Source organism: Stenotrophomonas sp. FW305-C-20-S1, from assembly GCF_058783335.1.
In genome coordinates, this window is the sequence record NZ_JBYTEK010000022.1 from 20,831 (window position 1) to 40,523 (window position 19,693).

At 67.6% G+C, this 19,693-nt stretch carries 21 protein-coding genes; 9 read left to right on the forward strand and 12 right to left on the reverse strand.

Annotation, left to right across the window (positions count from 1 at the left end):
* Window positions 1–61: 61 nt before the first annotated feature.
* Both mnmG and AC3WTC_RS13075 read right to left on the reverse strand, forming a co-directional pair.
* Window positions 62–1,951 (reverse strand): tRNA uridine-5-carboxymethylaminomethyl(34) synthesis enzyme MnmG, encoded by a 1,890-nt coding sequence (mnmG, locus tag AC3WTC_RS13070; protein ID WP_080149610.1) that lies wholly within the window; start codon window positions 1,949–1,951, stop codon window positions 62–64.
* A gap of 556 nt (window positions 1,952–2,507) precedes the next feature.
* Window positions 2,508–2,975 (reverse strand): hypothetical protein, encoded by a 468-nt coding sequence (locus AC3WTC_RS13075; RefSeq protein ID WP_492711600.1) that lies wholly within the window; start codon window positions 2,973–2,975, stop codon window positions 2,508–2,510.
* Window positions 2,976–3,134: 159 nt separating this feature from the next.
* Here AC3WTC_RS13075 and AC3WTC_RS13080 point away from each other — a divergent pair, with 159 nt between their 5' ends.
* Complete coding sequence (locus AC3WTC_RS13080) at window positions 3,135–4,097, forward strand: pyridoxal-phosphate dependent enzyme (RefSeq protein ID WP_492711602.1); 963 nt, start codon at window positions 3,135–3,137, stop codon at window positions 4,095–4,097.
* The gene (locus AC3WTC_RS13085; RefSeq protein WP_025877503.1) at window positions 4,094–4,726 is read left to right on the forward strand and encodes a YdcF family protein; all 633 of its coding nucleotides are present in this window, start codon (window positions 4,094–4,096) and stop codon (window positions 4,724–4,726) included. Before AC3WTC_RS13080 ends, AC3WTC_RS13085 begins: the two co-directional genes overlap by 4 nt.
* 161 nt (window positions 4,727–4,887) lie before the next feature.
* Here AC3WTC_RS13085 and bioC read toward each other — a convergent pair whose 3' ends face one another.
* The 5 genes from bioC to bioB all read right to left on the reverse strand — a co-directional run bounded on the left by bioC (window position 4,888) and on the right by bioB (window position 9,726).
* On the reverse strand, window positions 4,888–5,772 hold the full coding sequence (bioC, locus tag AC3WTC_RS13090; RefSeq protein WP_025877501.1) for a malonyl-ACP O-methyltransferase BioC: 885 nt from the start codon (window positions 5,770–5,772) through the stop codon (window positions 4,888–4,890).
* Between the two features lie 12 nt (window positions 5,773–5,784).
* Complete coding sequence (locus AC3WTC_RS13095) at window positions 5,785–6,564, reverse strand: SDR family oxidoreductase (protein ID WP_033832482.1); 780 nt, start codon at window positions 6,562–6,564, stop codon at window positions 5,785–5,787.
* A 29-nt stretch (window positions 6,565–6,593) separates the two neighbouring features.
* Window positions 6,594–7,373: a pimeloyl-ACP methyl ester esterase BioH gene (gene bioH / locus AC3WTC_RS13100; RefSeq protein WP_059065511.1), complete on the reverse strand. Its 780-nt coding sequence runs from the start codon at window positions 7,371–7,373 to the stop codon at window positions 6,594–6,596.
* 18 nt (window positions 7,374–7,391) lie between these two features.
* Window positions 7,392–8,615, reverse strand: coding sequence for an 8-amino-7-oxononanoate synthase (gene bioF / locus AC3WTC_RS13105; RefSeq protein ID WP_025877495.1), 1,224 nt, complete (start codon window positions 8,613–8,615; stop codon window positions 7,392–7,394).
* A 67-nt stretch (window positions 8,616–8,682) separates the two neighbouring features.
* Window positions 8,683–9,726 carry a biotin synthase BioB gene (gene bioB, locus AC3WTC_RS13110; RefSeq protein ID WP_492711603.1) on the reverse strand — a complete coding sequence of 348 codons (1,044 nt, stop codon included), beginning with the start codon at window positions 9,724–9,726 and terminating at the stop codon, window positions 8,683–8,685.
* 131 nt (window positions 9,727–9,857) lie between these two features.
* On the opposite strand from bioB, the gene AC3WTC_RS13115 reads away from it, so the two are divergent.
* Together AC3WTC_RS13115 and AC3WTC_RS13120 are read left to right on the forward strand one after the other, a co-directional pair.
* Entirely contained in the window at window positions 9,858–10,286 is a 429-nt protein-coding gene (locus tag AC3WTC_RS13115; protein ID WP_059065507.1) for a hypothetical protein, read from the forward strand.
* 20 nt (window positions 10,287–10,306) lie between these two features.
* Window positions 10,307–10,927, forward strand: a complete 621-nt coding sequence (locus AC3WTC_RS13120) for a hypothetical protein (RefSeq protein ID WP_492711605.1) — start codon at window positions 10,307–10,309, stop codon at window positions 10,925–10,927.
* Window positions 10,928–11,055: 128 nt separating this feature from the next.
* On the opposite strand, the gene AC3WTC_RS13125 is transcribed toward AC3WTC_RS13120, so the two are convergent.
* Complete coding sequence (locus AC3WTC_RS13125; protein WP_492711607.1) at window positions 11,056–11,538, reverse strand: H-NS histone family protein; 483 nt, start codon at window positions 11,536–11,538, stop codon at window positions 11,056–11,058.
* Between the two features lie 97 nt (window positions 11,539–11,635).
* On the opposite strand from AC3WTC_RS13125, the gene AC3WTC_RS13130 reads away from it, so the two are divergent.
* Complete coding sequence (locus tag AC3WTC_RS13130; RefSeq protein ID WP_033832477.1) at window positions 11,636–11,926, forward strand: hypothetical protein; 291 nt, start codon at window positions 11,636–11,638, stop codon at window positions 11,924–11,926.
* A 170-nt stretch (window positions 11,927–12,096) separates the two neighbouring features.
* Window positions 12,097–13,170 (forward strand): DUF5694 domain-containing protein, encoded by a 1,074-nt coding sequence (locus tag AC3WTC_RS13135; protein WP_492711609.1) that lies wholly within the window; start codon window positions 12,097–12,099, stop codon window positions 13,168–13,170.
* A gap of 202 nt (window positions 13,171–13,372) precedes the next feature.
* On the opposite strand, the gene AC3WTC_RS13140 is transcribed toward AC3WTC_RS13135, so the two are convergent.
* A complete protein-coding gene (locus tag AC3WTC_RS13140) occupies window positions 13,373–13,864 on the reverse strand; it encodes a GNAT family N-acetyltransferase (protein WP_158684179.1) in 492 nt (163 codons plus the stop codon).
* A gap of 234 nt (window positions 13,865–14,098) precedes the next feature.
* Between AC3WTC_RS13140 and AC3WTC_RS13145 the strand changes: the two genes are divergently transcribed.
* Genes AC3WTC_RS13145 through AC3WTC_RS13155 form a run of 3 tightly spaced genes read left to right on the forward strand, consistent with a single transcriptional unit; the run spans window position 14,099 to window position 15,898 of the window.
* Window positions 14,099–14,794 (forward strand): ComF family protein, encoded by a 696-nt coding sequence (locus AC3WTC_RS13145; RefSeq protein WP_059065499.1) that lies wholly within the window; start codon window positions 14,099–14,101, stop codon window positions 14,792–14,794.
* Window positions 14,795–14,852: 58 nt separating this feature from the next.
* The gene (locus AC3WTC_RS13150) at window positions 14,853–15,404 is read left to right on the forward strand and encodes an HdeD family acid-resistance protein (RefSeq protein WP_025877483.1); all 552 of its coding nucleotides are present in this window, start codon (window positions 14,853–14,855) and stop codon (window positions 15,402–15,404) included.
* Window positions 15,404–15,898, forward strand: a complete 495-nt coding sequence (locus AC3WTC_RS13155) for a SecDF P1 head subdomain-containing protein (protein WP_025877482.1) — start codon at window positions 15,404–15,406, stop codon at window positions 15,896–15,898. The genes AC3WTC_RS13150 and AC3WTC_RS13155 overlap by 1 nt, the downstream gene beginning before the upstream one ends.
* Window position 15,899: 1 nt before the next feature.
* On the opposite strand, the gene AC3WTC_RS13160 is transcribed toward AC3WTC_RS13155, so the two are convergent.
* The 3 genes from AC3WTC_RS13160 to AC3WTC_RS13170 form a co-directional block, all read right to left on the reverse strand.
* Window positions 15,900–17,711, reverse strand: a complete 1,812-nt coding sequence (locus AC3WTC_RS13160; protein WP_080149616.1) for an MFS transporter — start codon at window positions 17,709–17,711, stop codon at window positions 15,900–15,902.
* An 89-nt stretch (window positions 17,712–17,800) separates the two neighbouring features.
* Window positions 17,801–18,916 carry an N-acetylglucosamine-6-phosphate deacetylase gene (gene nagA, locus AC3WTC_RS13165; RefSeq protein ID WP_080149617.1) on the reverse strand — a complete coding sequence of 372 codons (1,116 nt, stop codon included), beginning with the start codon at window positions 18,914–18,916 and terminating at the stop codon, window positions 17,801–17,803.
* A complete protein-coding gene (locus AC3WTC_RS13170; protein WP_049465791.1) occupies window positions 18,913–19,689 on the reverse strand; it encodes a DeoR family transcriptional regulator in 777 nt (258 codons plus the stop codon). The genes nagA and AC3WTC_RS13170 overlap by 4 nt, the downstream gene beginning before the upstream one ends.
* Window positions 19,690–19,693 lie beyond the last annotated feature (4 nt).

The window sequence follows — 19,693 nt, forward strand, 5'->3', positions numbered from 1 at the left end:
CTGCAGAGGTTCTGCCGAAGGTGCATCGGGTTGCCGGCCAGCGGCCGGCACTACCGTTTTTTCATGCCACGCGTCCGCGCCGTGCGCGCTCCAGGTGCACCAGCAGCAGCGAGATCGCCGCCGGGGTCATGCCCGGAATGCGCTGGGCCTGGCCGATGGTCTGCGGACGCACGCGCTCGAGCTTCTGCAGCGCTTCGGCCGACAGTCCGCGCACGATGGCGTAGTCGAAATCGCCGGCAATCGGCGTTGCTTCATGGCGCTGCTGGCGCTCGATCTCCTCGCGCTGGCGATCCAGGTAACCGGCGTACTTCACCCCGATCTCCACCTGTTCGGCCACCTTGCCATCGGCCACGGCCGGGCCGAGCGAGGGCACCCGCATCAGTTGCGCGTAATCCAGTTCCGGGCGCTTGATCAGGTCCAGCACGTTGGTTTCGCGGCTGACCGCCACGCCCAGCGTTTCCTGCACTTCGCGGCCCAGCGCATTGGCCGGCGTGGCCCACAGCGCGCCCAGGCGCGTGCGCTCGGCGGCCACGGCAGCCTGCTTGGTTTCGAAGGCACGCCAGCGACGATCATCGACCAGGCCCATGTCGCGGCCGGCCGGGGTCAGGCGCTGGTCGGCGTTGTCTTCGCGCAGCTGCAGGCGGTACTCGGCGCGGCTGGTGAACATGCGGTACGGCTCGTTGGTGCCGTGGGTGATCAGGTCATCCACCAGCACGCCGAGGTAGGCTTCGTCGCGACGCGGGCACCAGCCCTCGAGGCCACGCACCTGGCGAGCGGCGTTGAGGCCGGCCAGCAGGCCCTGTGCGGCAGCCTCCTCATAACCGGTGGTGCCGTTGATCTGGCCGGCGAAGAACAGGCCGTTGACCAGCTTGGTTTCCAGCGAGGCCTTCAGCCCGCGTGGATCGAAGAAGTCGTACTCGATGGCATAGCCGGGGCGGGTGATGTGCGCGTTCTGGAAACCACGGATGCTGCGCACCATCTCCAGCTGCACGTCGAACGGCAGCGAGGTGGAAATGCCGTTGGGATAGATCTCGACGATGCCCAGGCCTTCGGGCTCGACGAAGATCTGGTGGCTGGCCTTCTCGGCAAAGCGCACCACCTTGTCCTCGATGGAGGGGCAGTAGCGCGGGCCGATGCCTTCGATCTGGCCGCTGTACAGCGGCGAACGGTGCAGGGCGTCGCGGATGATCTGGTGGGTCTGCTCGCTGGTGTGGGTGATCCAGCAGCTGACCTGTTGCGGATGCTCATCCACCGAGCCGAGGAAGGACATCACCGGGCGCGGCGTGTCGCCGGGCTGCTCGTCCATCACGCTGTAGTCCAGCGAACGGCCGTCGATGCGCGGTGGCGTGCCGGTCTTCAGGCGGTCCACCTGGAACGGCCGCTCGCGCAGGCGTGCAGCCAGCGTGGTGGCGGGCGGATCGCCCATGCGGCCGGCTGCGTACTGGGTCGGGCCGACGTGGATCTTGCCGGCCAGGAAGGTGCCGGCGGTCAGCACCACGGCCTCGGCATCGAAACGCAGGCCGGTCTGGGTGATGACCCCGCGCACGTGGTCGCCCTCGATGACCAGGTCATCCACCGCCGCCTGGAACACGGTCAGGTTGGCCTGGCCCTCGACGATGGCGCGGATCGCCATGCGGTACAGGTTGCGGTCGGCCTGGCAGCGGGTGGCGCGCACGGCCGGGCCCTTGGAGGCGTTGAGGGTGCGCCACTGGATGCCGGCGCGGTCGGCGGCATGCGCCATCGCACCGCCGAGGGCGTCGATTTCCTTGACCAGATGGCCCTTGCCGATACCACCGATGGCCGGGTTGCAGCTCATCGCTCCCACCGTTTCGATGTTGTGGGTCAGCAACAGGGTGCGCACGCCGGTACGGGCCGCAGCCAGCGCGGCCTCGGTGCCGGCGTGGCCACCGCCGATGACGATGACGTCGTAACGATGGAAGGAATCGATCATGGGGGCTGTTCAGCAAGGGGCAGGCGCAGCCGGAGACGGCGCCGGGGTGGCGATTTTAGCGCCAATCGGGGCAGGGACGTTGGCGCCGGCCGGCCGGCGTCGAAATCAACCCTAAAGTTGGCAGGATTTTTGCAGATAACCCAATAGCACCCACCGTGGCTGGCGCCGCAGGCGCTGGTGACCGGAATTGGAACAGGGGCCGGTACAGGCGCACGGTGGGGAAGCAGAGGGGCCGGCAGTCGGGGGACTGTCCGGCCCTGTTTTTTGGGGCGGCTGGGAACGCGGCATCCACGCATGGCGTGGATCTACTGCCGCGCGCCCTGGTGTCCCAAACAACAAACGGCCCCGCAGTGCGGGGCCGTTCGTCTTTAAAGGTGCCGACATCCGACAGGGCCGGAACAGGGGGGATCCAGATGTTCCTGTCGGATATCGACGTAGAGCTGTTTGGGACGGGCCCTTAACGCTTTTGTCACTTTGTGACGCTGGCCGTCACCACCTGCGTAGATTGAGGCTTGGACCGTGTGAAATGCAAGATGGAACAAGCGTCAACTGTGCGCTATCTCTCACGATCCATGGCACGCCAGGGGGAACTGTTCATCCTCTGCGCACGCGGAGCCGGAGCCGGACGCGCCTGCGGCGGCGGCGAGGGGCGCTCGACCCGCTGTGCAGGCTGCGGCGGTCGACGCATCGAATCCATGTTGCGCCAGGGCGAGCCGCCATTGTTCTGGCGCGGCGGCGGTGGCGGGCGGTTTTCGCCGCCGTTGCCGGGACGCGGTGGCGGGCGGTGGTTGTGGTGCGGCGGGCGGTAGATCGGCCGCTGGTAGTACGGGCCGCCATAGCCGTAATAGCCACCGCCGCCGTAATACGGATAGCCGTAATCGGCCGGGTAGCCATAGGGGTAGCGGTACTCCACCGACGGCGCGCCGTGGTAATAACCGCCGCCGCGGCCACCGACATAGTCATAGGTGGTGCAACCGGTCAGGGCCAGCAGCAGGCCACCGGCAAGCATCAGGCGCGTTTTCATGATGGGTCCCCCCAGAGGACGGGTATGCAGGCAGCTTCAGCCGCCGGCGTTGAATCAGCCCTTAATTCCGCCGGCCAGGATGAATGGCGGTGTAGGCATGCATGCTGGCATGACCGATGGCGCCCTCGCCAGCGCGGGGCCATACGTTAATCTTGCGTCATGAGCGATTCACTGTTGCCCCGCGCTGATGACGTCCTCGCCGCCGCCGCGCGGATCGCGCCCCATGCCAGCGTGACCCCGGTGCTGCGCTCGCGCACGCTGGATGCGTTGGCCGGTGCGCAACTGGCGTTCAAGGCCGAGCACCTGCAGCGCGGCGGCGCGTTCAAGTTCCGCGGTGCGTGCAATGCGGTGTGGTCGCTGGATGCCGATCACGCCGGTGCCGGTGTGGTGACCCATTCCTCCGGCAATCACGGTGCCGCTTTGGCGCTGGCTGCCCGCACACGGGGCATTCCCTGCCATGTGGTGGTGCCTGAAGGGGCCGTGGCCGCCAAGCTTGCCAATATCGCCCGGCATGGCGCTACCCTCTGGCGCTGCCCGGCCACCATTGCCGACCGCGAGGCCACCTGCGCCAAGGTGCAGGCCGATACCGGCGCCACTCTGGTCCATCCGTACACCAACCCCGCGGTGATCGCCGGGCAGGGCACGGCCGCGCTGGAGCTGCTGCACAGCGAGGGGCCGTTCGACGTGCTGGTGGTGCCGGTGGGCGGTGGTGGCCTGGCCAGTGGCACCGCGTTGGCCCTGCAGCACGCCAGCCCGGGCACGCGGCTGGTGCTGGCCGAGCCGGCCGGTGCCGACGACACCGCCCGTTCGTTGGCGACCGGCAAGCGCCAGGAGGCATTTGCCCCGGACACGATCTGCGACGGACTGCGCACGCTGATCGGCGCCCCCAACTTCGCGCTGCTGCAGGCCGCGGGTGCCGAGGTCATCGTGGTTGACGATGCCGCCACCGTGGCGGCGATGCGCCTGCTGTGGGACGTGCTCAAGCAGGTGGTCGAGCCGTCCTCGGCGATCGTGCTGGCGGCGGTGCTTGCGCAGCCTGCGCGCTTCGCCGGCCTGCGCGTTGGACTGGTGCTGTCCGGCGGCAATGTCGATCTGCCTGCCCTGCGTTGGGGAGCGCCATGAGCCGCGGCCGCCATCGCGAACGTACCGGCCTGCTCGGTTGGGTGTGGCGGTTGTTCGTACTGCTGGTGATCTGGCTGCTGGGCGTGACCGCCTGGATCGTCTGGGTCGGCGAACGTGACCAAGCGGCCAAGGCGGACGCGATCATCGTGCTGGGTGCGGCGGCCTACGATGCCAAGCCCTCGCCGGTGTTTGAAGAGCGCATCCGCCACGGCCTGGATCTGTACGACGCCGGCTACGCACCACTGCTGATCTTTACCGGAGGCTACGGCGGCACCGGTGCGCGCTTCTCGGAATCGCAGGTGGCCCGGCGCTATGCGCTCAAGCACGGCATTCCCGATGAGGCGATCCTCATCGAGACTGCCTCGCGCAATACCGTGCAGAACCTGGTCGAGGCCAAGCGGCTGATGGACCAGCGCAAGCTGCATTCGGTGATCATCGTCAGCGACCCGCTGCACATGGCGCGCGCGCTGCGCCTGAGCAAGGCGCTGGGCATCCAGGCGTTGGCCTCGTCCACGCCCAGCACGCGCTTCCGCAGCTTCCATACCAGCTGGCGCTTCCTGGTGCAGGAGATCTACTTCTTCCACCGCGACCTGGTACGGCCGCCGTTGAGTTCACCGGCCAATACCTGAGCGGCTGCCGCTGCGCTCGCCGGGCATGGCCCGGCGCTACCCATAACGCGTGCCTGGCCGGGACCTGCTTTTGGTAGTTGCCGACCTTGGTCGGCACGGGAAGCACAGCGCCGACCAAGGTCGGCTGGTAGCGCCGGGCCATGCCCGGCGGCGCCTTCGAATCAGGTCTGCTTGCGCCGGATCGGGATCGCCGACACCGGCACGGAAGCAATGTCATGCCCACCTTCGCGGATCGGCGCGCCCGGATCCGGCGCCCAGGCATGGGCGTAGATTACTTCCCAGCTGCTGGGCAGCTTGCCATCGGCACGGCGCATCGGTTCGTACGCCGCCGCTGCCGCCGCGAACCGCCCCCGGCCGGTCAACGTATGGCGGCGATCGACCCGTGCGTTGGTCGCGCCCATCGCGCGCAGCTCGCGCATCAACGAGGGCAGGTCGTCGTAGGTCAGGGTGAACAGGTCGCGGTCCAGAACCGGATCACGGAAGCCGGCCATCATCAGCGCATCGCCGAACTGGGCGATCTGCGCGAAGCGGCTCACGTGCGGGCGGTCGTCGGCGGCGGCGAAGGCCTCGTTGAGCTCGACCAGCGTTTCCGGCCCGAACGTCGAACACACCAGCAACCCACCGGGCTTGAGCACGCGGCGGAAACCGGCGAACACCGCCGGCAGGTCGTCCACCCACTGCAGGCACAGGTTGCTGAAGATCACATCGACGCTGTTGTCGGCCAACGGCAGCGCCGTGGCATCGGCGGCCAGGCGCTGGAACGGCTTCCACCAGCCGGCCTGGCGCTTGGCCTGGTCGAGCATCGGCAGTGCCACGTCCAGCGCGATCACCTGCGCCTTCGGCCAGCGCTTCTTCATCAGCGCACTGGCATGGCCGGTGCCGGCACCGATATCCAGCACCACCTCCGGCTTGCGTGCCTCCAGGTAGTCCAGCGATTCCAGCAGCCGCGACTGCACCTCGCGCTGCAGGGCGGCGGCAGCGTCGTAGCTGGTGGCGGCGCGGGCGAAGGCGCGGCGGACATGGCGGGCATCGAAGTGGGACGGCATTGCAGAAGTCTCTTAGAACGTACCGGGGTAGGCGCCGCCGTCGATCAGCAGGTTCTGCCCGGTGAGGTAACCGGCCTGTGCACTGCACAGGAAGGCGCAGGCGGCGCCGAATTCGTCCGGCGTGCCGAAGCGGCCGGCGGGGATCTGCTGGCGGCGGCGTTCGGCCACCGCCTGCACGTCCCCGTCCTGGCCGGCGGCGTGGGCGAAGTTGGCGCGCAGGCGGTCGGTATCGAACTGGCCGGGCAGCAGATTGTTGATCGTGACGTTGTGGACGACGGTGCGCCGCGCCAGCCCGGCGACGAAGCCGGTCAGGCCGCTGCGCGCGCCGTTGGACAGCGCCAGCGCGTCGATGGGTGCCTTCACCGATGACGAGGTGATGTTGACGATGCGGCCGAAGCCGCGCTCGATCATCGCGTCCACGGTGGCGCGGATCAGCGCGATCGGCGCCAGCATGTTGGCGTCCAGCGCGGCGATCCAGTCGTCGCGCTCGAACGTGCGGAAGTCGCCCGGCGGCGGGCCGCCGGCGTTGGTCACCAGGATGTCGACCTGCGGGCAGGCGGCCAGCGCCTGGGCGCGGCCCGCCTCGGTGGTGACGTCGGCGGCGATCGCACGCACTTCAGCGGCACCGGGCAGCGTACGCAGTTCTTCAGCCGCGGCCTGCAGCGCAGCGTCACCGCGGGCGACGATGACCACGTTCACGCCTTCGCGCACCAATGCGCGCGCGCAGCCCAGGCCAAGCCCCTTGCTGGCGCCGCAGACCAGTGCCCAGCGGCCGGAAATGCCCAGATCCATGCGTCAGTCCTGCACAAGCTTAGGGAGGCTCATTGTCCGCCATCGGCCGGTGACAGGCCGGCAACGAAGTGTTGCAGGGCGGCTGCAACGTCATCGGCGTGGCCGAGGAAGGGGGCGTGGCCGCCATGACCCACGGTCAACGACTGCCCGCCGGGCGCCAGCGCGGCAGCGGCCTGCATCGCCGCCGGCGAGACCAGACGGTCACGCTGGCCGGCAATCCACAGGCTGGGCTTGCCCAGTGCGGGCAGGGCACCGCGCAGGTCGGTGTTCTCCAGCAGCTGCAGGCCCTCGTGCAGTGCGCGTTCGGTGGGCGCTCCGCGTTCGACCAGGCGCTGCCGCAGGGTGCGCAGTTCCTCGCGGGCATGCGCCGAACCCATCACGTCCAGTGCCAGGAAACGTTCCAGGGTGCCACTGAAGTCCTGCGCGAGGTCACGACCGAACTGCTCGAATACCGATGGCTCCACCGCATGCGGCCAGTCATCACCGCGCACGAAGCGCGGCGTGGCGGCGATCATCGCCAGACCACGCACCTTCGGCAGCGTGGCCGCCGCGTGCAGCGCGAACAGACCGCCCAGTGACCAGCCGCACCACACCGCCGGCGGCGTGGCCGCGGCAATGGCGTTGACCACGAACGGCAGGCGCAGCGGGGTGCTGTCATCGCGGCTGTGGCCATGGCCGGGCAGGTCGACCAGATGCAGCGTGAATCGATCGGCCAGGCGCTGCACCAGCGGCGCAAACACGCCGCCCTGCAGGGCCCAGCCGTGGATCAGTACCAGGTCCGGCCCATGGCCGGTCACTTCAATATGCATGGGGAACTACACGATCACTCAGGCCAGCGCCGGCAACGACGGCGGCAGCACTTCACGCGCGGCAAAGGCCACGCGGTCGCGTGCAACGGCGATGGCGTCGACCAGGCCGCGTACCTGCTCGGTGGTGTGCAGCGCGGACAAGGTGACGCGCAGGCGCGCCTTGCCTTCCGGCACGGTCGGTGGGCGGATCGCGCCGACCAGCCAGCCGGCCTGCTCCAGCGCCTGCGACATCGCCATGGCAGTGTGGTCGTCGCCACACAACAGCGGCTGGATCGGCGTTTCCGATGCCATCAGATCCAGCCCATGACGTCGCGCTTCGCTGCGGAACAGGGCAATCAGATCGGCCAGCTTCGCCCGCCGCCAATGATCGCGGCGGGCCAGGCGCACCGCTTCCAGTGCGGATGCCGCCAGCGCCGGCGCCATGGCGGTGGTGTAGATGTAGGGGCGTGCGGTTTCGGCCAGGTGCTCGATCAGGTCTTCGCGGCCGAGCACCAGCGCGCCGGAACCGCCGAGCGCCTTGCCCAGGGTGACCAGCTGCAGCGGCACATCGTCCACGCCCAGGCCGGCGGTGGCGACCGCGCCACGACCATCGCCGAGCACGCCCACGCCATGCGCATCGTCCACGTAGAACAGCGCCTGCTGCAGGCGCGCGACCAGCGACAGCGCACGCAGCGGCGCGATATCGCCATCCATGCTGAAGACACCGTCGGTAGCCAGCATCGCTGCGCCATCGGGCGCATGCTTGAGTTGGCGCATCGCACCTTCCGCGTCCAGGTGCGGGTAGCGGCGCAGGCGCGCGCCGGCCAGCCGGGTAGCATCGAGCAGACTGGCGTGGTTGAGCTTGTCCTGCACGCAGACATCGTTCTCTTCGCCCAGCAGCGCCTGCTGCACGGCCAGGTTGGCGGTGAAGCCACTGCCGAACAGCAAGGCACGCGGGTAACCGAGCCACTCGGCCACTTCGCGTTCCAATGCGTCGTGCAGCGCGTGGTGGCCGCAGACCAGGTGCGAAGCACCGGCACCGGCACCTTCGCGCGCGGCGGCATCCTGCAGTGCGTTGACCACGCTGAACTGCTGGGCCAGGCCCAGGTAATCGTTGCTGCAGAAGCCGGTCAGCCAGCGCCCATCGACTTCCAGGCGCACACCATCGCGACGGGTGACCGTGCGCCGCGGGCGGCGACGGCCTTGTGCATCGCGCAACGCGCGCTGGGCTTGGAGGCGGGCGGTCAGGTCGGGGCGTGCCATGGCGGCTGGATGCGGCGACGGGGCGGCTAGGGTAGCGCGTTGCCGCGACGCCTGCTTGGCCGCCGGCTCAGGCCGCGTGGGCGCAGCCGCAGCCGGGGCCATCGGCGCTGATATCGGCATGCACGGTGCCACCCTGGTCATGACCGTCGGCGTCCACCTGCACCGCCATCGGCTGCAGGCCCAGGCGTGCGAACAGGGCCATGTCGCGCTGGCTCTCCGGGTTGCCGGTGGTCAGCAGCTTGTCGCCATGGAAGATGGAGTTGGCGCCGGCGAGGAAGCACAGCGCCTGCAGCTCATCACTCATCGCCTCGCGGCCGGCCGACAGCCGCACCATCGAATGCGGCATGGCGATGCGGGCCACGGCGATCATGCGCACGAACTCGAACGGGTCCAGCTCGGCACTGCCATGCAGCGGCGTGCCGGCCACCTGCACCAGCTTGTTGATCGGCACCGAATCGGGATGCGCCGGCAAGGTGGCCAGCGCCAGCAGCAGGCCGACCCGCTGCGCGCGTGTTTCGCCCATGCCAACGATGCCGCCGCAGCAGGTCTTCAACCCCGCATCGCGCACATGGCCCAGCGTATCCAGGCGATCCTGGTACTGCCGGGTGTGGATGATCGACTCGTAGTAGTCCGGCGCGGTATCGAGGTTGTGGTTGTAGTAGTCCAGGCCGGCGTCCTTCAACGCGCGCGCCTGCTCGCCACTGAGCATGCCCAGCGTGGCGCAGGTTTCCAGGCCCAGCGCTTTCACCCCGGCGATCATTGCCGCCACCTTGGGGATGTCGCGGTCCTTCGGCGAACGCCACGCTGCACCCATGCAGAAACGCGAGGCACCGGCCGCTTTGGCTTGGCGGGCCTTGGCCAGCACCGCATCGGTGTCCATCAGCTTCTGTGCGTTGACCCCGGTGCTGTAGCGCTGCGCCTGCGGGCAGTACGCGCAGTCTTCCGGGCAGCCACCGGTCTTCACCGACAACAGCGTGGAGACCTGCACCTGGGCCGGGTCGAAATGCTCGCGGTGGACGGCGGCGGCGCGGAACAGCAGTTCCGGGAAGGGCAGGTCGAACAGCGCCTGCAGTTCGTCGTGGTGCCAGTCGTGGCGGATGGCGGTTGCCATGGCGGGACCTTGGAAGGGCTGGAGCGAGGGCGCAGTCTGGGTGGGCCGTAGTGCGCTGTCAACTGTTTTGATTTTCTATAAGTTTACAGTGCGGGCGAGGGTTAGACTGGGTGCTCACGCAAAGGATTGCCATGAACACCCCATTGATTGCGGTACTGAAGGTCGTGGCGGCGAACGCGCTGCAGGCGACGGCGATTGCCACTGCCCTGATGCTGACCACCGTTCCCGTCGTTGCCATTGCAGCGACGCAGTGCGTGCTGCCGGTCGCCGACGGCGGTGACATCGCTCCCTCGCCGCCCTCAGTGACGGGAACGATCGTGAAGGTCCGCGATCGCCAGCTGACGGTCCAGACCCGCGCAGGCGCGGTTCACCGCACCATCGTCAACGACGGCACCGGCTTGTGGACCGTCTATGGCGGCGGCATCGATGAAACCGATCTCAAGGTGGGGCAGCACGCATTGATCTGGCTGCAGGATTGCGGGCACGTGGGAAAGACACCGCAGGTCGCAGCTGTCGTGCAGATCTGCTCGCTTGCCGCCGAAGCATGTGCAGAGCGATAAGGCGTCTTGAGGAGATGAGCATGTCCAGAAGTCGCACTTCGCTGGTCGTCCTGCTGGCCATGGTCGGCGCAGGACTGGCCCTTTGCTCAGTGACGCAGGTGCAGGCGATGCAGGCAAGCGCCCCGGATGCCACGGATGCTGCAAGTTCCATTGGTCCGACTGCCGCACAGGTCGCAGAAAACGCGCGAATCCGCGAGGCGATCTTCAATGGTGAAGGCGGCAATCCCAGGTTCGCTGACTACCCCGTAACAAAGATCCATAGCGGGCCGGCCGCATCGCTGGACCTCAGCGATCCGCGCGCCCGCATGTTCAGGACACGCCTGTCAGCAGCCCTGAAGGACGGAGAGGTCGGCTTTGCCGGCGAGTACACGCTGGTGGGATGGGGATGCGGAACCAGTTGTGTTTCGATGACCTTCGTCAGCAAGCGCACCGGCAAGCTGGCCACCCCATCGCTGGGCGGAGAGCTCGGCCCGATGGTGGTCAAGGTCGATCCGCACAGCGCGCTGGTAGTGGCCGAGGGCGGGGAGTTCGACGACAACTATGCCAGGACCGGCAACTTCGCCTTCTTCTACGTGCTGGAAGGACGCGCGCTCAAGTTGATCCGCAAGGTGCCGCTGCCGGTGGCCCTGGGCGAGGAGTGAGCGGCTGGATGGAGTTGCAGGCCACGGCCGTCGCTACGATGCGATAGAGCTGCCTGCACCGCCCGACCTGGAAATGCACGCATTGGTGCCACGGCGATCGTCCGCTCCGTGCGCCGAGCACCCACGGCTCAGCTCTGCTTGAAGACGGTTCTCTGCCCGATCGCGCTGGACTTTCGAACGTCGGACCGGCCCAGCCCGGGAATCAGGAAATCGGCAGGGCTGCGGCCATGCTTGGTCTTTTCGGCAAGCCAGCGCGGCATCCGGCCGCGGCCCGACCACGTATTGCGCTTGTTGTCCGGGTCGCGGTACTTGGCCGCCACCTTGCCTGCCTTGCGCCGTGTGGCAGGTTTGCGGACCGGTGCAGCGGCCTCGGCGGGCGCAGCCCCGAGCAGCTCTTCAATCGTGTAGCCGCACTGCGCGGCGAAGGCGATCAGCTTGCGACGGACAACGGCCACGGGGCGGCGGCTGGCAACCAGCGCCCTCCGCTGCTCGGCAGCAGTCACAAGGGCGTTCAGTTCGCGCAGGCTCAGGTGTTCGACGTCGATTGTCATGCCGCGAAGGGTCCGGACATCCCGGCAGCCTGTCAAGCAGCCGGTGCCAGGATGCTTCAAGCTGGATCGGCTCCCCGGGCCCCGTGATCGATCGCTTGACGCGCCAACGCGCGCGCCATGAATATCTATCCTTCAATCCGGCCGTCAGGGATCGTCCATGTCTGGCTTCATCGGTGATCTGTTGGAAGGGATAGCCAGCTTCGCCTCCGATATATGGCTGCTGCGTCGGCAGCGCGCCGGCAGGAACCGGCCGAAGAACTCCGTGGGAAAGGATGCAGCGGACGTCGCGCTGTTCGACATCCGGGTAATCGGATTGTCGATTCTCACGCTCGCCGTCACCGCGCTCATGTTCTTCGTACTCGGCTTGCCACTCTGGACAAGCCTGCTTCCGGTGGCCGCAGGGGCCCTCTACGTTGGCTACCGATGGATCGCTCTCGCGCGTGCGTGAGTCCGCTCCCTGCGGAATCTCATCAAGGGCGCCATTCGACCGAGCGTAGTCTTGTGGGAGCACAGAACAAGGACTGTTGACAAGGGACCTACGGCGATCGAATCTGCGCCGCTATGCGCTGGACAGGCGCTTCAACGGCGAGCCATATGCAACAGGGAACGATGCAGGGGATGTGGGGACGACGTGCACTGATCGGCTCGCTGCTGGCGGGATCGATGCTTGCAGGAATGGTGCAGGCGCAGACCTTTGACCCGCGCGCCCACAAAGGGCCGCAGCACGGGGTGCCGAACGAAGTGATGGTGCTCGGCAGCGCGCACCTGGCGGTACTGCCGAAAACCTTCGACCCTTCTTCGCTGGGCACCCTGATCGACCGGCTCGCAGCGTGGCAGCCGAAGGCCATCGCGATCGAGGCGGTGTCGGGCCAGCAGTGCGACCTGCTGCGGCGATACCCTTCCCGCTACCGATATACGGTGAAGGACTACTGCCCCGATGTTTCGGCGGCGGAGAAGGCAACGGGACTTGATGTGCCGGCGGCGAACGCGGCGGCAGAGACGATGCTGGCGACCTGGCCCGTACAACCCACGGCCGCGCAGCGGCGCAGGCTTGCCGCTACCTTCCTGGCCGCCGGTGAACGCGATTCGGCATTGGTGCAATGGCTGCGCCTCCCCGAAGCGGATCGGCAGGCAGGCGAAGGCCTGGACCAGGACCTGGTTGCGGCGCTGGAAGCGCTGCGTGTCAGCCGCAATGAAAACACGCTCATCGCCGCGGCCCTCGCCGTCCGTCTTGGCCACGAGCGGTTGTGGCCGATGGATGACCACAGCTCCGATCAGTATGGTCCCGATCCCAAGGCCTATGCAGCTGCGGTCAGGAAGGCCTGGGACAACCCCGCGACCAAACAGCGGAGGGCGATGTTCGGCGACTTGGAAGCGCAGGTCGATACGCCGCAGAAGGCACTGGCACTGTATCGCCGCTACAACGCACCGGACGTGGCATCGGTCACCTTCGAAAGCGACTACGGTGCCGCGTTGGAGGAGCCGTCTCCGCAGGGTTACGGGCGCCTCTACGTCACCTCGTGGGAGACGCGCAACCTGCGCATGGCGGCGAACATCCGCGACCTGATGGGACCAACCCCGGGAATGCGTACGCTGGTGATTGTCGGCGCCTCACACAAGGCGTACCTGGATGCGCATCTCGAGCAGATGCACGACGTGCGGATTGCCGATGTTCAGCCGTTGCTGAAGTAGGCCGCCGAGCATCGGCGACTGTATGAGGCAAGCCATCGTCGATCCGCTGCGTGCGGCTGACCCCCGGTGAGCCCAAGCCAGCCACGTCCAGCCTTGGGCTGCCGCCGCCAGGAGCAGGGCAAGCCCTTGCGTGGTTGCACCGTCCTATTGGCCATCCTGGCGTGGGCGAGTGCTGACCGGGGAGCTGGGGGGCTCCCCATCGTCATATCGCCCTGATCAGGAACAAGCGGAAGTCTGTTCCTTCTGACCCGGCTGGGATGCTGCACGCCATGCCCATCCTTGCAAGATTCCGTTCCCAGAATGCGTGCGCCACATGATCCTTGCGGAATGTGGCCAGCAGCCATTCTCCCGCCGTTGGCCGCACAAGCTCTGCGACCACTGCGGACGCGATGCCTTTGCCCCGATGCCTTGGAAGGATGAACAGATCGGCCAACTCTGGCAGACGCCGCCCCTGGAAGTCGACTTCATCCACCTGGACGAATCCACACAGCTGGCCATCGAGCCAGAGCAGACGGGTCCACTCCGGCTCTTCCTGCAGGCGGGCCCGGACATCGGCAAGTGCGCAGTCGTAGAGACCATCGGCAAGGATCTCCTCACCACTCCAGGCAGAGGCTTCGAAGTAGTACAGCTGCATCAATCTGAAGACCACATCTGCGTCCTGCGCAGTTGCTTTGACCAGCGTCAGTCCGTCCATGCAGTAGAGGTCCATCCAGGGCAACCGCGCCCATCCTGATGATAGCTGGCGCAGGATCGGCCAGTACTGGTTCTGCAGTTCCGGCCGTATGTGGATGGAAGCGCGCGGTAGCAGGTGCGATGCAGGTCTACGGCCTGGCAAGGTGCAGCCCCCATCGGCCAACGCTCCCTGTACTGACATGCAGGCAGCCCCTTCACCGATGGGCAGCCTGCGCTTGCAGGGCGATGCTGCGGCATGCGCCTCCCACTGCCTTCTGTCCTTGGTGAACCGTTGCAGGCCGCCTTTCGCCTGTTGCTGCCCCTGCGCTGCCTGGTCTGCAGCGAGCGCGGTCACGACACCTTCGACCTCTGCGTCGCCTGTCTCGCCGATCTACCGTGGGCGGGTCGCGCCTGCCTTCGCTGCGCGCTGCCGCTACCGGACGAAGCCCTGCCCATCTGCGGCACCTGCCGTGACGAGCCGCCGCCGCAGACCGCCACCCACGCCAGCCTGTTGTACCTGCCGCCGATCGATCAGCTGCTGGTTCGCTACAAATTCCACCAGGACCTGGCTGCCGGACGCCTGCTTGCGCAGTTGATGCTGCGCAACCCGCCGCCATGGTCGTGCCCACCCCTGGTACCGGTGCCGCTGCATCCCAAACGCCTGCGCCAGCGCGGCTATGATCAGGCAGCCGAGCTGTGCCGGCTGCTGCGGACGCCGAGGTGGCGCGGGCTGTACCGTCGCCGCCATACCGCGCCGCAGTCCGAACGCAGCGCCGAGCAGCGCCGCGACAACCTGTTCGACGCCTTCGATGTGCGCGGTGCCGTCCCTGCGCGGCTGACCATCGTCGACGACGTGATGACCACCGGCAGCACCGTGCTGGAAGTCGCCGAGACGCTGCGGCTGGTGGGGGCTGAAGATGTGCGGGCATGGGTCTGTGCGCGGGTGCCGTGATCGCACCTTTCATTCCGTAGGTCTAGGATGTTCACGAACCCGGATCGAAGGAGTGGTCATGAATTCCCCTCTGTCTCCCTTGTTGTCGGCCGTTGGACGCAGCTGGTGGATCCTGCTGCTGTACGGTCTGGTCGCGCTGGGCTTCGGCATCATCGCGATCGGCTGGCCGATGTCAGCGGCTATCGCGCTGGCGTGGACGCTGGGCGTGATGGCGATCGTGGAAGGCGTCATCAGCCTGCTGGCGTTGATTACCGGTGGTAGTGGCGCCTCGCGTGGCTGGCTGCTGCTGTATGTGGTCGCCTCGCTGGGCTTCGGCATCCTGGCGGTGATCAATCCACTGGCCACCGCCAGCGTGCTGGTGCTGTTCCTGGCGGCATGGCTGCTGGTGGCAGGCATCTATCGCATCGTCTTCGCCATCCGCGTGCGCAGGCAGATCCAGGGTGAGTGGTTGCTGATTCTCAGCGGTGTGCTGGCCATCGTGCTGGGCCTGCTGTTCGCGGCCAATCCGTATGCCGGCGTAGCGGTAACCACGTTGTGGATCGGCATCGGCAGCCTGCTGTACGGCGTGCTGCAGGTGCTGGTGGCGTTCAAGCTGAGGAAGCTGCGCTGATGCGGGCCTGGAACAGATGGGCGCTGCTCGGCGGCGGCCTCGCGGTGTTGCTGCTGGCGGGCTGCAACCGGGTGCTTCCGGCGGAGACCCGGCATCCGCCGCGGGAGGGGGTGCAGGTGCAGATGCGTGAGGTCGATCCCGATGGTCGCGCTACCCTGCAGTGGCAAGGGCGCAGCATCGCCGTGAAAGCGCCGCCGATGCTCACCAGTGCCGATATCGTCGACGTGCGAGCGGCGTTGGACGCCGCGCACCAGCCCGTACTGGAACTGACGTTCCGCAAGGAGTCCGCCGGCCGGTTGCTGCACGCGACCGAGGCCCTGGTGGGCAAGCAGGTGGCGCTTACCGTCGATGACCACGTGCTGTCCGTGGCCACCATAGCGGGCCCTTTTGGCGAGTCCATGCAGGTGGCCGGTACCAACATGAGCGTGGCCGAAGTGCACGACATGGCGCGCTACATCGTGCACGGCGGCCCTGCGCCGCCACAGCAGCGCTGAATCAGCGCTGCTTTCCTGCAAACCCGGCTTCGATCTCTTCCAGCGAGCGCCCCTTGGTTTCCGGCAGCCAGAATGCGGCCACCAGGAAGAACACGAACGTGCAGCCCGCCCAGAACAGGAACATGCTGGCGTAGCCGTAGTGCCCCACCGTCGGCAGGAAGATGGCGGCAATGGTGGTGGACACGAACTGGTTGATCAGCAGCGCGATGCTCATGCCGTTGGAGCGGATGCGGTTGGGCATCAGCTCGGACAGCGCCAGCCACACGCACACGCCTGGGCCAACTGCGAAGAACGCCACGAATACCAGGATGCAGGCAGCGACGGCCCAGCCATGCGCGGGCGGCGGAATCGGGCCGATACGGGCTTGCTCGATGCGCAGCGGTGCCTGCGCGGCACTGGCCGGGTCGGCGAACGGATTGAGGTGCAACGTGCGGAAGAACGCGCCGATGACGCTGTCCGGTTGCACGGTGCCGGCGCGCTCGATGCGCAGCTCGCGGTCGGTCAGGTTGTCGCTGCGCAGCGCGCGCACGTTGGTGAAGTCGCCATAGGCGTAGGACACGGTCAGCTGCAGCGGCCGGCCCTCGCGGTTGACGCCACCGGCAAGATGCTGCCACTGCGCGTCATCCAGTACCAGTTGCAGGCCATCGCCACTCACTGCGGCCTGCAGGTGCGGCTGCACGTCGGCGCGGCCCCGTTCGGCCTGGAAGAACAGCGTTGCTGCGGCCAGCAGCGCCACGCAGATGCCACCGCTGCCCAGCATCAGCAGGAACTTGCGACCCTTGCGGTCGACCAGCAGCAGCGCGGCGACGGTCATCACCGCGTTGAGCAGTTTGATCGCCACGTCGGCGCCGTTGGCCACCGAGCCGGACAGGCCTGCCTGGTTGAGGATGTTGACCGCATAGGCCAGCACCGAGTTGATGCCGGTGGCCTGGGTGCAGGCCAGCACCACGCAGGCCAACACGAACGGCACCACGTAGCGGCGGCTGAGCAGCGGGTCACGCTTGCCGCTGCTGCTGCTCGATTCCGGAGCCTGGATCTGCGCCAGGGTGGGCTCGACGTCGGCAGCGGGCAGCACGCGCTGCAGGCTGCGGCGCGCATCATCGATGCGGCCACGACGCACCAGCCAGCGCGGTGATTCGGACAGCCAGAAGATGCCGGCGCAGAACAGCAGGCCCGGTGCCAGGCAAGTCCAGAAGATGGTGCGCCAGGCGTGGTCCTTCACCGTGAACAGCTCCTGCGCCTGCTGCGCGACCGGCAGCGAGCGCACCGACTCTGCGGCAGCGTCCACGGCATGGGCGTGGTACAGGCCGATCAACGCGGCCAGCACCAGGCCGACGGTCAGCAGCAGCTGGAACATCGCCGCGCCGCGGCCGCGTCGTTCCGGGCTGAGCACTTCGGCCAGGTACAGGGGAATGACCACGCCGATCAGGCCGCCGCTGATACCCTGCAGCAGGCGCCCCAGCAGCAGCGGGGTGTAACCCGACGCCAGCGCCATGATCGGGATGCTGGCAGTGAACAGCACGCCGGCCAGCAGCATCGCGCCACGGCGGCCGATGAGGTCGGCGATCATGCCGGCGAACAGCGAGGACAGCACGCTGCCCAGCAGCACCGCAGCGACGACGAAACCGAGCTGCTGGCTGCTGAGCTGCCAGGCGTGGCTGGCGGTGGCTTCAAGATAGGGCAGGGCACCGGCGATGATGCCGATGTCGATGCCGTACAGCAGGCCACCGAGGCCGCCGATGAAGAGCAGGTAACGTACGGGCCAGCGCGGGGCGGTGGAAGCGGGTACGGCAGGTGCAGTGGCTGCGGTCATCGGCTCGTTCCTGGACTAACGGGAGGGTGCGTGGCTGATGCAATGCGCTTGCGCGCCTTGTGTGCGGCATCCGGGCCGCATGGCGTGTGTCAGTCCAGATCGATCAATCGACCGCCTACCACCACTTTCTGCAGGCGCAGTTCCGCATCCAGCACCACCAGGTCGGCGCGGGCGTCGGGCGCAATGCGGCCGCGATCGCTCAAGCCCAGGTAATCGGCCGGGAAGGTGGACACGCGCTGCGATGCGTCAGCCAGATCCAGACCCACCTGCACCAGGTTGCGCAGCGCCTGGTCCATGGTCAGCGCGCTGCCGGCCAGCGAGCCGGTGGCCAGGCGCACGCAGCCGCCGCACTTGTGTACGCGCTGCTCGCCCAGCGCGTACTCGCCATCGGGCATGCCGGTGGCGGCCGTCGCGTCGGTTACGGCATACAGGCGCGGAATCGCGCGTGCGGCCAGGCGGATCACGCCGGGATGGATGTGCTGCAGGTCGGGAATGATCTCGGCGTACTGCGCATGCGCCAGGGCAGCGGCGGCGATGCCCGGCCGGTAGTGGTCGACGCCGGTCATGCCGTTGAACAGATGGGTGAAACCGGAAGCGCCGGCCTGCAATGCGGCCACGCCTTCCTCGTAGGTGCCGGCACTGTGGCCGAGCTGCACGCGGATGCCGAGTGCGGACAGCGCGGGGATCAGTGCGGTGTGCTCGCCGATCTCCGGCGCCAGCGTCATCACCCGGATCGGTGCCAGCGCGTGCAGCTGCCGCACCAGCGCCATCGTCGCCTCGATCGTACGATTGGGTTGTGCGCCCAGCCGCTGCGGGCTGATGAAGGGGCCTTCCAGGTGCACGCCGGCGATGCAGGCGGCATCGGCATCGGGCGTTGCCATCGTTGCCGCAACGCCCTGCAGCGCGTATTCGATCTCGTCCAGGCCAGCGGTCATGGTGGTCGCCAGCAGCGTGGTGGTACCAAAGCGCGCATGGGTGCGGGCGATGGTGCGGGCCACGTCGCCGCCCTGCATCAGGTCGACGCCGGCCGCGCCATGCACGTGCAGGTCGATGAAGCCGGGCAGGATCACCGACTGTTGCGGGTCATCGCCGCCGCTGTGGTCATCTACCCGCAGCTGACGCACGTGTGAATCGAACTGGACCTGGCCGCGACGCCAGCCCAACGGGGTGAGGATGCGGCCGTGCAGGGAGCGGATATCGGTCATGCGGGGGGCTCGGCGATGATCACTTCGATGCCCAGCCGCTGCAGCCCCTCGCGGGTCGCGTCGTCGATGCCGGCGTCGGTGATGATGGCGTGGATCTGATCGAGGCGGGCGATGCGGTGCAGGCTGACGCGTCCGAATTTGGAGGCGTCGGTGAGCACCACGATGCGCCGCGCGCGTTCGACCATGCGGTGGTTGAGGCGGGCTTCGGCTTCGTCGTGGGTGGTCAGGCCGAACTGCAGGTCCAGGCCATCCACGCCCAGGAACAGCGTGTCGAAACTGTAGGAGTTGAGACTGGCTTCGGCCTGGCTGCCCTGCAGCGACAGCGATTGCTGGCGCAGCAGTCCGCCGGTCAGCAACACGGTGATGCCGGCGGCGTTGGCCAGTTCCCAGGCGATGTTCAGGCCGTTGGTCATCACCGTCACATCGCGGTGTCCGCGCAGGTGGCGGGCCAGGGTCATCGTGGTGGAGCCGGAGTCGATGATGATGTTGTCACCGGCCTGCACCAGGCGCGCGGCCGCCGTGCCGATGGAATCCTTCAGCGGCAGGTTCAGCGCATCCTTTTCATGGATGTCCTGCTCCTGCGGCGGCGTTCGCACCAGGGTGGCGCCACCGTGGGTTCGCGTGGCCAGCCCCTGCGATTCGAAGTGGGTCAGGTCGGCACGGATGGTCACCGCCGACACGCCGAAGCGCTCGACCAGATCGGCCACCTGCACCGAGCCGTGCTCGATCAGCAGCTGCAGGATCTGTTGCCGGCGGGAGCGGGTGTTGCGCATGGCC